Annotated in this window: 11 protein-coding genes and 1 riboswitch; of the genes, 4 read left to right on the top strand and 7 right to left on the bottom strand. The window is 72.3% G+C overall.

The annotated features are described in order from the left end of the window. Nucleotides 1-18: 18 nt before the first annotated feature. From groL to thrC, 4 genes are all read right to left on the bottom strand, one after another. Nucleotides 19-1641 (bottom strand): chaperonin GroEL, encoded by a 1623-nt coding sequence (gene groL / locus J7W19_RS18975; RefSeq protein WP_004954155.1) that lies wholly within the window; start codon nucleotides 1639-1641, stop codon nucleotides 19-21. Between the two features lie 495 nt (nucleotides 1642-2136). Further along, nucleotides 2137-2340 carry a cold-shock protein gene (locus tag J7W19_RS18970; protein ID WP_004954158.1) on the bottom strand — a complete coding sequence of 68 codons (204 nt, stop codon included), beginning with the start codon at nucleotides 2338-2340 and terminating at the stop codon, nucleotides 2137-2139. A gap of 414 nt (nucleotides 2341-2754) precedes the next feature. Beyond that, complete coding sequence (locus tag J7W19_RS18965; protein WP_004954160.1) at nucleotides 2755-3030, bottom strand: MoaD/ThiS family protein; 276 nt, start codon at nucleotides 3028-3030, stop codon at nucleotides 2755-2757. A gap of 99 nt (nucleotides 3031-3129) precedes the next feature. Then, entirely contained in the window at nucleotides 3130-4398 is a 1269-nt protein-coding gene (gene thrC / locus J7W19_RS18960; protein WP_004954163.1) for a threonine synthase, read from the bottom strand. Nucleotides 4399-4415: 17 nt separating this feature from the next. Continuing rightward, nucleotides 4416-4550: riboswitch (SAM riboswitch) on the bottom strand. Nucleotides 4551-4714: 164 nt separating this feature from the next. Here thrC and J7W19_RS18955 point away from each other — a divergent pair. From J7W19_RS18955 to J7W19_RS18945, 3 genes are all read left to right on the top strand, one after another. Beyond that, the gene (locus J7W19_RS18955; RefSeq protein WP_004954166.1) at nucleotides 4715-5662 is read left to right on the top strand and encodes a glucosyl-3-phosphoglycerate synthase; all 948 of its coding nucleotides are present in this window, start codon (nucleotides 4715-4717) and stop codon (nucleotides 5660-5662) included. A gap of 67 nt (nucleotides 5663-5729) precedes the next feature. After that, the gene (locus tag J7W19_RS18950; RefSeq protein WP_004954168.1) at nucleotides 5730-7196 is read left to right on the top strand and encodes an alpha,alpha-trehalose-phosphate synthase (UDP-forming); all 1467 of its coding nucleotides are present in this window, start codon (nucleotides 5730-5732) and stop codon (nucleotides 7194-7196) included. Between the two features lie 111 nt (nucleotides 7197-7307). Further along, nucleotides 7308-8072 carry a hypothetical protein gene (locus J7W19_RS18945; RefSeq protein ID WP_004954170.1) on the top strand — a complete coding sequence of 255 codons (765 nt, stop codon included), beginning with the start codon at nucleotides 7308-7310 and terminating at the stop codon, nucleotides 8070-8072. A 99-nt stretch (nucleotides 8073-8171) separates the two neighbouring features. Here the strand turns inward: J7W19_RS18945 and otsB are convergent, their stop codons facing one another. The 3 genes from otsB to J7W19_RS18930 all read right to left on the bottom strand — a co-directional run bounded on the left by otsB (nucleotide 8172) and on the right by J7W19_RS18930 (nucleotide 10758). Then, nucleotides 8172-9065, bottom strand: a complete 894-nt coding sequence (gene otsB, locus J7W19_RS18940; RefSeq protein WP_004954172.1) for a trehalose-phosphatase — start codon at nucleotides 9063-9065, stop codon at nucleotides 8172-8174. 100 nt (nucleotides 9066-9165) lie between these two features. Continuing rightward, the gene (locus J7W19_RS18935) at nucleotides 9166-9399 is read right to left on the bottom strand and encodes a DUF3263 domain-containing protein (RefSeq protein WP_004954174.1); all 234 of its coding nucleotides are present in this window, start codon (nucleotides 9397-9399) and stop codon (nucleotides 9166-9168) included. A gap of 72 nt (nucleotides 9400-9471) precedes the next feature. Further along, on the bottom strand, nucleotides 9472-10758 hold the full coding sequence (locus tag J7W19_RS18930; protein WP_004954176.1) for an extracellular solute-binding protein: 1287 nt from the start codon (nucleotides 10756-10758) through the stop codon (nucleotides 9472-9474). A 274-nt stretch (nucleotides 10759-11032) separates the two neighbouring features. Between J7W19_RS18930 and J7W19_RS18925 the strand changes: the two genes are divergently transcribed. Beyond that, the gene (locus J7W19_RS18925) at nucleotides 11033-11938 is read left to right on the top strand and encodes an SIS domain-containing protein (protein WP_004954179.1); all 906 of its coding nucleotides are present in this window, start codon (nucleotides 11033-11035) and stop codon (nucleotides 11936-11938) included. Nucleotides 11939-11994: the final 56 nt, after the last annotated feature.

Raw genomic sequence — 11994 nt, 5'->3', positions numbered from 1 at the left:
CTGGTGAGCCGGGTCGGCTCAGAAGTCCATCTCGCCACCGGGCATGCCGCCCGGAGCGGCCGCGGCGGCCTTCTCCGGCTTGTCGGCGATGACGGCCTCGGTGGTGAGGAAGAGCGCCGCGATGGAGGCGGCGTTCTGCAGGGCGGAGCGGGTGACCTTCGCCGGGTCGATGATGCCCTCGGCGATCATGTCGACGTACTCGCCGGTCGCGGCGTTGAGGCCGTGGCCGACGGTCAGGTTGCGGACCTTCTCCACGACGACGCCGCCCTCGAGACCACCGTTGACGGCGATCTGCTTGAGCGGGGCCTCCAGGGCCAGCTTGACGGCGTTGGCACCGGTGGCCTCGTCGCCCTCGAGCTCCAGCTTCTCGAACACCTGGGAGGCCTGGAGCAGGGCCACGCCACCACCGGCGACGATGCCCTCCTCGACGGCCGCCTTCGCGTTGCGAACGGCGTCCTCGATGCGGTGCTTGCGCTCCTTGAGCTCGACCTCGGTCGCGGCACCGGCCTTGATGACGGCCACGCCGCCGGCCAGCTTCGCGAGGCGCTCCTGGAGCTTCTCGCGGTCGTAGTCCGAGTCGCTGTTCTCGATCTCGGCGCGGATCTGGTTGACGCGGCCCTGGACCTGGTCGCTGTCACCGGCACCGTCGACGATGGTCGTCTCGTCCTTGGTGATGACGACCTTGCGGGCGCGGCCGAGCAGGTCGAGACCGGCGTTCTCCAGCTTGAGGCCGACCTCCTCCGAGATGACCGTGCCACCGGTGAGGATGGCGATGTCGCCGAGCATGGCCTTGCGGCGGTCGCCGAAGCCCGGGGCCTTGACGGCGACGGACTTGAAGGTGCCGCGGATCTTGTTGACGACCAGGGTCGACAGGGCCTCGCCCTCGACGTCCTCGGCGATGATCAGCAGCGGCTTGCCGGACTGCATGACCTTCTCGAGGAGCGGCAGCAGGTCCTTGACCGAGCTGATCTTCGAGTTGACGATCAGGATGTACGGGTCGTCGAGGGACGCCTCCATACGCTCCATGTCGGTGGCGAAGTACGCCGAGATGTAGCCCTTGTCGAAGCGCATACCCTCGGTGAGCTCCAGCTCCAGACCGAAGGTCTGGGACTCCTCGACGGTGATGACGCCTTCCTTGCCGACCTTGTCCATCGCCTCGGCGATGAGCTCGCCGATCTGCGTGTCGGCGGCGGAGATGGAGGCCGTGGAGGCGATCTGCTCCTTGGTCTCCACGTCCTTCGCCTGCTCCAGGAGGGCGGCGGAGACGGCCTCGACGGCCTTCTCGATACCGCGCTTCAGGGCCATGGGGTTGGCGCCGGCGGCCACGTTGCGCAGACCCTCGCGGACCAGCGCCTGGGCGAGGACGGTCGCGGTCGTCGTGCCGTCACCGGCGACGTCGTCCGTCTTCTTCGCGACCTCCTTGACCAGCTCGGCGCCGATCTTCTCGTACGGGTCCTCCAGCTCGATCTCCTTGGCGATGGAGACACCATCGTTGGTGATCGTGGGGGCGCCCCACTTCTTCTCAAGGACGACGTTGCGGCCCTTGGGGCCGAGGGTGACCTTGACGGCGTCGGCGAGCTGGTTCATACCGCGCTCAAGGCCGCGCCGCGCCTCCTCGTCGAACGCGATGATCTTGGCCATGTGAAGTGGTCCTCCCGGACTGGGGGTGGATTGCTCCGGACCGCGCAGGCGCCCGCGACGGACGGTCCACACGCTCGGCGGTTCCTTGCCCCGCCGGGCTCGTGGACCTCACCGACGGTCCAAGTCTGTCACTCTCACTCGGAGAGTGCTAAGCCAATGATTAGCACTCGGCACCTCCGAGTGCAAGCGTCCCTCCGAAGACCGGGGTGGTCCCGGACACCGTCCCGGAGGGGTTCCGGGCCTTGTTTCGAACGGATTCCGGAGACTCCTCCGGGTCGTCCCGGAGGTCATCCCGGAGGCACCCCGGAGACCCTTCCCCGTCGGACCCGGGCGCACTCCCCGCGCCGCCGGCCCGGTCGGGTGACCGGACGACCGGACGCGACGAAGCCGGGCACGGCAAGGCCGGACGTCACGGCCGGGCACGACGAAGGGGTCCGCACCTCCCGGTGCGGACCCCTTCGGCAGACTGAGCGATCGGTGGTCGATGCGCCGCGGTCAGGCGGTCACCTTCACCATGTCGGCCTGAGGTCCCTTCTGGCCCTGCGAGATCTCGAACTCGACCCGCTGCCCCTCTTCCAGGGTGCGGTAGCCGTCCATCTGAATCGCGCTGTAGTGGACGAAAACATCCGCACCACCGTCGACCGCGATGAAGCCGTACCCCTTCTCCGCGTTGAACCACTTGACGGTGCCCTGAGCCATGCCTAACTCCCCTATTACTGGCCCTTGCGCAGGACCGCACTTCGCGGACCCGGGTCAGACCTCACCCCTTGTGACACCGAGGGGTGTGCGCCGGAACGCGTCGACCGCGGCTGAATGTATCTGCACGGATGCCGTCTGCAACAGGTCAGACGGACGAGAAATACCGGCGTCGCCGAGCGTCGATAACCACCCAACAGGGGATGTTCCAGGGCAAGTCGGGCCGGACATAGGCCAGCCAACCCGACAATTCGCGCGCGTAATTCGCGCGCAACTTGACGGGTTCTCATATGCGTTCGGCTCTGACACCGGAGGGGGAACGCCACAACTGTATCGCGCTTCAACAGACGGAATCGCCCCGTCCGCTTAGCGGTCGGGGCGATTCCCGGTTCTGCGCGACTCCTGCCTCCCGGACGCTCAGCCGCCCGCCACCGCCGGGATGATCGAAACGCCCGCGCCGTCCGGGGTCGCCGCCGTCAGACCGCCCTCGAAGCGGACGTCGTCGTCGTTGACATAGACGTTGACGAAGCGGCGCAGTTTGCCGGCGTCGTCGAGGAGGCGGGCGGCGATGCCCGGGTGGTTCTTCTCCAGGTCGCCGATCACCTCGGAAAGGGTGGATCCCTGGGCGGGGACTTCGGCGCGGCCGTCGGTGTAGGTGCGGAGGATGGTGGGGATGCGGACGGTGACGCTCATGGGGGTGCTCTGCTTTCTTGTGAGTGGTGTGGTGCGTGGGTGCACGATTCAGCCCGTTGGGGGCGCCTCCTCTGGGGGGAGGGACCGGGGCCGCTCCCCCTACCCCAGCCCCGCCTCCCGGAAAGCCCCCAGGCTCGGCCGGATCGTCACCGACGGCCCCGCCGCCACCGCGTCCAGCGTCTTCAGCCCGTCCCCGGTGTTCAGCACCACGGTCGTCAGCGAGGGATCCAGCACCCCCGCCTCCAGCAGCTTCCGCGTCACGCCCACCGTCACGCCCCCGGCCGTCTCCGCGAAGATGCCCTCCGTACGGGCGAGCAGCCGGATCGCGTCCACGATCTCCGGGTCCGTGACGTCCTCGACGGCACCGCCCGTGCGCCGCGCGATGTCGAGCACGTACGGCCCGTCGGCCGGGTTGCCGATGGCCAGGGACTTCGCGATCGTGTCGGGCTTGACCGGGCGCACCACGTCCTGGCCGTCCTTGAAGGCGCGGGAGACCGGGGAGCAGCCCTCCGCCTGGGCGCCGAAGATCCGGTACGGGCGGTCCTCCACCAGCCCGAGGGCGATCAGCTCCCGCAGCCCCTTGTCGATCTTCGTGAGCTGGGAGCCGGAGGCGATGGGGACGACGAGCTGGTCGGGCAGCCGCCAGCCGAGCTGTTCGCAGATCTCGTAGGCGAGGGTCTTGGAACCCTCGCCGTAATAGGGGCGCAGGTTGACGTTGACGAAGCCCCAGCCCTCGCCCAGCGGGTCGCCGATGAGCTCCGAGCAGAAGCGGTTGACGTCGTCGTACGTCCCCTCGATGCCGACGAGGTCGCCGCCGTAGACGGCGGCCATGACGACCTTGCCGGCCTCCAGGTCGTGTGGGATGAAGACGCAGGACCGGAGCCCGGCGCGGGCGGCCGCCGCGCCCACCGCGCCGGCCAGGTTGCCGGTCGAGGAGCACGAGAGGGTGGTGAAGCCGAAGGCGCGCGCCGCCTCCACCGCGACCGCGACGACGCGGTCCTTGAAGGAGTGGGTGGGGTTGCCGGAGTCGTCCTTGACGTGCAGTTCACCCGTCACGCCCAGCTCGCGGGCGAGGTTGTCGGCCCGGACCAGCTGGGTGAAGCCGGGCCGGAGGTTGGGCCGGGAGGCGACGTCGGCGGGGACGGGCAGCAGCGGCGCGTACCGCCAGATGTTCGCGGGGCCGGACTCGATGCGCCGCCGCAGGCCCTCGGGGTCGCCGAGCGGCAGCTCGTAGGCGACCTCCAGCGGGCCGAAGCAGGAGGTGCAGGCGAAGACCGGTCCGAGGGGGACGCGCTCGCCGCACTCGCGGCAGGACAGCGCGACGGCGGGACCGAAGGAAGTAGCGCGTTCGACGGCTTGCACAGCCATGGAGGCGAGGCCCTTTCTCCTCATCTTCCCCGTGGCGAACCTCGCCACGAGACGGAATTGGCACCTTCCCCGCCGGGAGCCTCACTAGGAGACCGGCTGGAGGGTTGCCGGGGCTTCAACGGGCCGTGTCCCTCTGCCCCTCTGGATGAGCGGTATGGCACTGGGCGGGGCCCAGGCGTTTGTGCGCGCGGCACCCCCGACATACGGGCGCGCTCCGCGTTGTTCAAGACTGTATCGGAAGGTGCGGCACGGCGAGAGGGCCGGTCCGCACCGCGAGACGGACCAACACACCGGTGACAAGCGAGGAGTCGTTCACGTGCTGGAAGAGGTGGAGCGCTGGCTGTCCCGGCGGTCCTGGACCGCGGCGGACCGCCCGCTCGACCGGCTGCTCGCCGCGAAGCGCGCGACGGGCACCACGGTCAGCGTCGTCCTGCCCGCGCTGAACGAGGAGGCCACGGTCGGGGACATCGCCGCCGCGATCCGCCGCGACCTCATGACGGACGAGGTGCCGCTCGTCGACGAGCTGGTGGTGCTCGACTCCGGTTCGACGGACGGCACGGCCCGGGTCGCCGCCGCGGCCGGCGCCCGGGTCGAGCACCGGGACGCCGTGCTCCCCGGCCTGCCCGCCGTCCCCGGCAAGGGCGAGGTGCTGTGGCGGTCCCTGCTGGTGACCTCCGGCGACGTCGTCTGCTTCATCGACGCCGACCTGCGCGACTTCTCGTCCGCCTTCGTCTCCGGGATCGTCGGCCCGCTGCTGACCGACCCGGACGTGGACTTCGTCAAGGCGATGTACGACCGCCCGCTGGGCGAGGCGGCGGGCCAGGGCGGCCGGGTGACGGAGCTGGTGGCCCGCCCGCTGCTCAACCTGCACTGGCCGCGACTGGCCGGTTTCGTGCAGCCCCTGGGCGGCGAGTACGCGGCCCGGCGCTCGCTGCTGGAGCGGCTGCCGTTCCCCGTCGGCTACGGGGTGGAGCTCGGCCTGCTCGTCGACGCGCTGCACACGGTGGGCCTGGACGCGCTGGCCCAGGTCGACGTCGGGGTGCGCAAGCACCGCCACCAGGACGGACGGGCGCTGGGCCGGATGGCCGCCGCCATCTACCGCACCGCCCAGCTGCGGCTGGGCCGCGAGCCGCTGGTCCGCCCGGAGCTGACCCAGTTCGAGCGCACGGCGGAGGGCTTCGTCCCGCGGACGTACCCGGTGGACACCGAGGAGCGCCCGCCGATGACCCAGGTCCCGGAGTACGCGCGGCACCGCGCGGCGTAGGGGTACGGGTACGCGGACAGGGGGAGGCGTACGTTTGAGCGGATGGCGGCGTGGCAAGGCTCGCGTCATGGTCGCTGAGCACGTGCAGAACGCCCCCATCGTCGTCGCGTCCAACCGCGGCCCGGTCTCCTACCGGGTCGCCGAGGACGGCACCCTGACCTCCGGCCGGGGCGGCGGTGGCCTGGTCTCCGGCCTCAGCGCCATCGGTACGGACTCCGGCGCGGTGTGGGTCTGCGCCGCGCTCGGCGAGGGCGACCGGCTCGCCGCCCGCCGCGCGGGCCGCCGGCTCGACCCGGCCGACACCGGCGGATACGGCGTGCGGATGCTCGACGTCCCGGCCGAGACCTTCGCCGCCGCGTACAACGGCATCGCCAACTCGGTGCTGTGGTTCGTCCACCACCTGCTCTACCAGACGCCCCTGGAGCCCGTCTTCGACGCCGGGTTCCGCGAGCAGTGGGCCGCCTACGAGACGTACAACGCCGCCTTCGCGGACGCGCTCGCCGAGGAGGCCGCCGAGGGCGCCGTGGTGCTCGTCCAGGACTACCACCTGACGCTGGTCCCGGCCCTGCTCCGCGAGCGCCGCCCCGACCTGCGCATCGGCCACTTCTCGCACACCCCCTGGGCGCCGCCGGAGTACTACCGGCTGCTCCCCGACGACGTGGCCGCGCAGGTGCTGCGCGGCGTCCTGGGCGGCGACCGCGCGGCGTTCCTCACCCGCCGCTGGGCCGACGCGTTCGCCGCCTGCTGCGCGGACGTCCTCGGCGCGGAGATCGTCCGCGCGGACGACGGGACGGCGGCGGCCGTGCGCCTCGACGGGCGGACGACCCTGCTCGGCGTCCACGGCCTCGGCGCGGACGCCGCCTTCCTGCGTGAGCGCGCCCACCGCCCGGACGTCGAGGAGCGGATGGCCGCGCTGCGCGAGCAGGTCGGGCCCGGCCGCCGGACGATCGTCCGCGTGGACCGCACCGAGCTGTCGAAGAACATCGTCCGCGGCCTGCACGCCTTCCGGCGGCTCCTGGAGGACCACCCGCAGTGGCACGAGCGCGTCGTGCACATCGCGTTCGCGTACCCGTCCCGGCAGGACCTGGCCGTCTACCGCGACTACACGGCGGAGGTCGAGCGCGTCGCCGAGCGGATCAACGAGGAGTTCGGGACGCCCGGGTGGCGGCCGGTCGCCCTGCACGTCAAGGACGACTTCGCACGCTCCCTCGCGGCGTACCGGATGGCGGACGTCGCCCTGGTCAACCCGATCCGCGACGGGATGAACCTGGTCGCCAAGGAGGTGCCGGTCGTCTCCGACGACGGCTGCGCGCTGGTGCTCTCGCGGGAGGCGGGGGCCGCGGCGGAGCTGGGCGCGGACGCGATCGTCGTCAATCCGTACGACGTCGAGGCCACCGCCCGCGCCCTGCACGAGGCGCTGCTGATGGACCCCGGGCAGCGCGCCGACCGGTCGAAGCGGCTGGCCGCGGCGGCGACGGCGCTGCCGCCGGCGCGCTGGTTCGTCGAACAGCTGGACGCGCTGCGGGCGTTGTAGCGCCGGAGGGCAGGGGCGGGAGGGGCTGCGGGGCGTGTGGCGGACTCCCGTGCGCGCCGGTGTGCTTCGGCCGCCCGGCTGACGAGCGGTGCGGGCGGGTAGTCATGGGGCATGTCGATCGCACCGCGCTGGGCCGCCCTGGCGGCGGCCACGGCCGCCGTCCTCGCCGTGACCACGACCGGTTGTTCGTCCGATTCCGACGACGGGAAGTCGGACGCCAAGGCCGACAAGGGGGCCGCGGCCTCCGCCACGGCCTCGCCCTCCGGGTCCGCCGCGCCCGGCGGACCGGCCCCTTCCGCCGGGTCCGGCGACGGGTCGGTGCCGGCCGGGCCGGGCCCCCAGTCCTCGTACACCGTGCAGAAGCAGCCCGCTCCCGGTACGTGCGCCTACCGCTACACCGCGGCCAAGGAGCCGCTGCCCGACCCCAAGTGCACCCCCGGGGCGACCAATCCCAAGGTCACCCCGGACACGTTGAAGACGACGATCTGCCGCGCCGGTTACACCAAGGACATCAGGCCGCCCACGAACATCACGAATCGCGAGAAGACCGCCAACGCCGCCTCCTACGGCTACAAGAAGTCGCTGCGCGAGGCCGAGTACGACCACCTCATCAGCCTCCAGCTCGGCGGCGACCCCAACGACCCGCGCAACCTGTGGGTCGAGCCGCCCTCCCCCGGCCACAAGGACGGCGCGGGCCCCAACAACCCCAAGGACGTCGTCGAGACCAAACTGAAGAACGCGATCTGCTCGGGCAAGGCGGACCTGCGGAAGGCGCAGCAGGCCATCGCCCGGGACTGGACGACCGCGCTGGCGGCGGTCGGCGTCAAGGACGACGGGAAGGGGCGCCGGGAGGGGGCCGACGCGGACGACGGCTGAGAGGACGCCCCGGCGGACGGTGCCGAGCGGACGGACGGGGGTCGGGACAGGTACGAGGGCGTGAGCGCACGAGGGAAAGGGAACGGGTCCGCGGACGCGTCAGTCCTCGGCCCCGCCCGTCCCGCCGCCCGCCTCACCCGTCACCGCGTCCGCCAGCGCCTCCAGCAGCGCCACCACACCCTTGGGACCGTCCACCACCAGGTCCGCCCGCTCGGCCAGTTCGGTGACCTCCGTGCTGCCGCTGCACACCAGGACGCCGGTCAGGCCGTCGGCGCGCAGCCGCTCCACCGCGTCGAAGGCGGCCAGGTCGCCGAGGTCGTCCCCGGCGTAGAGGACGCAGTCGGCGCCGGTGGCGCGGACGTGGTCGGCGAGGGCGACGCCCTTGTCCATGCCCGGCGGGCGCAGCTCCAGCACCAGCCGCCCGGGCTCGACGATCAGCCCGTGCCGCGCGGCGAGTTCGGCCAGCGGCTTCTCCAACGCCCGGAAGGCGCCCTGCGGGTCGGGGGCGCGGCGGGTGTGGACGGCGACGGCCCGGCCGCCCTTGTTCTCGATGGGCGCGGTCTCGACCCAGGTGCCGTGCCAGGCGCCGGACGCGTCGAGCACGCCGGGCAGTTCGGCCTGGACGGCGGCGATGCCCGGGTGCGGGGCCGGTGAGCGGACGGTGCCGGTGGCCGCGTCCCAGCGTTCGGCGCCGTAGTGGCCGAGCACGGCCATGCGTTCGAGGCCCGGCACCCCGGCGAAGCCGCCGTAGCGGACGGCGACCCCGGCGGGTCTGCCGGTGATCACCGCCACCGAGTCGAGGTGCGGCGCGAGCCGGGCGAGGGCGGGGACGGCCGCGGGGTGCGCCCGGGCGCGTTCGGGGTCGGGGACGATCTCGGCGAGCGTCCCGTCGAAGTCCAGCGCGACGATCGCGCGGCGGGGCCGGGCGAGGAGCGCGGCGAGGCCCTCGCGCCCGGCGGACGTCACGGGTTCCGGAAGGGGGTGGCTGCCCATGCCGACGACCCTACCCAGGCGCGCGCCGTCGAGTCGGGCGCTTCCCGATTTCCTCAGGGGTTCACGAAGTGGGGTTCCGGGCGGGACGTACGTCCGCCGGTCAGCGGCGGGCCCGCCGGGCCTCGCGCAGCCGGCGCAGCCGGTTGACCGTGACGGGGTCGTGGGCCAGGGCCCGGGGATCGTCGAGCAGGGCGTTGAGGAGCTGGTAGTAGCGGGTGGGCGTGATGCCGAGCCGCTCCCGCACGACCCGTTCCTTGGCGCCGGGGCCGGGCCACGACCGCCGTTCGAGGGCGAGCACGGCCACGTCCCGCTCGGAGAGGGGCCTGTCTTCCATGCGGTCCAGCGTAGGCGACGGCGGGAAGGGCCCGGACGGCCTCCGTCCCCCAGGCCCCGCCCGCCTCCGTACCTAGCGCGCCACGCCGTCCGTGGAGTCGGCCTCGCGCTGGATCTCGTCGAGGATGCCGGCCACGTCGGCGCCCTTCTGCACGACGCCGCCGATCTTCTCCTTGATGGTCTTGCTGACCTTGGCCCAGGAGGTCTTGTCGGCGGGGTAGAACTCGGCCTGGGGCAGCGGGTCCAGGAACGGCCGCAGCTTCTTCGACCGCTTCGAGTCGTCCTTGCGCATCTGCCGGGAGGCGGACGTGGTCACCGGCAGCAGGTCGTACTTGCCGGTGAAGTCGAGCACGGTCTGGGTGCCGTAGAGGAAGTCCAGGAAGAGGCCGACCTCCTTGCGGGGTGCGGTCTTGAAGGCCATGACCCAGTCGGCGACACCCATCGTCGACTTCGCCTTGCCGTCGATACCGGGGAGCGGGATCATCTCGTACTTGATGTCGGCCGCCTCCGCCTGCTGCATCAGGCTGGGGTGGCCGTGGAGCATGCCGACCTGGCCCTTGCAGAAGGCGTCGAAGAGGTCCTGGCGGTTGGTACGGGCGGGGTTGCCGGGGCCGGTGAGTTCCTTGCCGACGAGCTCGTCGCGCAGCCACTCGAACGTCCGGACGTTCTGCTGCGAGCGGATGGTGTAGCTGCCGTTCTTGTCGGTGTAGCCACCGCCGCCGCCCAGCATCCACAGCATGGTCTCGGCGGGCGCCTCCTCGGGACCCAGCGGCAGCCCGAACGGGATCTTCACCCCGGCGGCCTTCAGCTTCGTCGCGGCGGTCTGGACCTCGGCCCAGCTCTCGGGCTTCTTGATGATCCCGGCCTTGCGGAACAGCGTCTCGTTGCAGAAGAGCAGTCGGGTGGAGGAGACGAACGGCAGGCCGTACTGCGTCCGGTGCACCTCGCCCGCGCGGGCGATCGACGCGATGAAGTCGGCCTGGGTGGATATGGAGAGCAGCTGGTCGGCGCTGTAGAGCTTGCCGGCGGCGGCGAAGTCGGCGTACGCGCCGATCTGCGCGACGTCCGGGGCGTTGCCCTGGGCGACCATGTCGGCGACCTTCTTGTCGACCTCGGTCCAGCTGTAGACCTCGACCTCGACCTTGACGCCCTTGTGGTCACCCATGAAGGTCCGGGCGACCGAGTCCCAGTACTTCTTGGAGCTGTTCTCCGGCTTGCCGTCGCCGTACTCGGCGGCGACCAGGCGCAGCGTCTTCTTGCCGCCCCCGGGACCTCCGCTCCCGCACGCCGAGAGTGCGGGCACCATCGCCGCCGTCGCGGCACCCGCCGCCGAGAGACTCAAGAACCGCCGCCGCTGCACTTGCTTTCCGCCCTTGTGATTGTGACCCGTGTGACCGTGCCGTGCCCGTGCCGTGCCCCTGCGCGCGTCCCCGGCCGTGATGCGGACGGCCTGCCCGGTGGGGGCCGCGGGAGCCACAGGCTCCGCACGTTCTCCCGCGCCACCTTAAAGGCTCTTCGAACAGGGGCTCGCTCCGGCCTCGCCCTTCCCCCTCCGGGCGGCGGGCTGCTATCCACGGTGGGACACGGACGGATCACTCACGGATCGCTCACGCACACCGTAAGGAGCCCAGGTCATGGCCGTACCACCCACCACCTCGCGCACTGCGGCGGAACTCGCCACCCAGCCCGCCTGCTGGCGCCGGGCCGCGGACGCCGTCCCGGCCACGGAGGGACTGCCCCGGCCCGGCGAGCGCGTCGCCGTCACCGGCTGCGGCACGAGCTGGTTCATGGCGCAGGCGTACGCGGCCCTGCGCGAGGCGGCGGGCGAGGGCGAGACGGACGCGTTCGCCGCGTCCGAGTTCCCCACGGCCCGCCGCTACGACCGGGTGGTGGCGATCACCCGCTCCGGCACCACGACGGAGGTCCTGGACCTGCTCGCCGCCCTCCGCGGCACCGCGCCGCTGCTGGCGCTCACCGCCGACCCGGCCACGCCGGTGCGGGACGCGGCCGACGCGCTCGCGGTGCTGGACTGGGCGGACGAGGAGTCCGTCGTCCAGACGAGGTTCGCGACGACCGCCCTGGCCCTGCTGCGGGCCGCCCTCCCCGGCGGGAGGGAAGCGGTGCTGCGGGCCGCCGACGAGGCGGCCACCGCCGTCGCGGAGCCGCTGCCCGCCGCGCTGCTCTCCGCTTCGCAGTGGTCGTTCCTGGGGCGGGGCTGGGCGTACGGCGTGGCCCAGGAGGCGGCGCTGAAGATGCGCGAGGCGGCGGGGGCCTGGACGGAGGCGTATCCGGCGATGGAGTACCGGCACGGGCCGGTGGCCATCGCCGGTGCGGGGCGGGTGACGTGGGGTTTCGGGCCGGTGCCGGGTGGTTTGGAGGAGGCCGTGACGGCGGCCGGCGGAACGTTCGTCCACGCGCCGAGTGACCCACTGGCCGAGCTCGTCCGGGCGCAGCGGGTCGCGGTGGCGGTGGCGGAGGCGCGGGGGCTGGACCCGGACCGGCCGCGGGGGCTGACCCGGAGTGTGGTGCTCGGCGTTTGAGGGTGCCCCGGTCCCGCCCTTTCGCCGTTTCCTGGGGCTGCCGCCCCAGACCCCCC

Source organism: Streptomyces mobaraensis NBRC 13819 = DSM 40847 (assembly GCF_017916255.1).
GTDB lineage: Bacteria > Actinomycetota > Actinomycetes > Streptomycetales > Streptomycetaceae > Streptomyces > Streptomyces mobaraensis.
The sequence above is the reverse complement of the archived record's forward strand: the minus strand, read 5'-3'. Positions and strand labels throughout refer to the sequence as shown.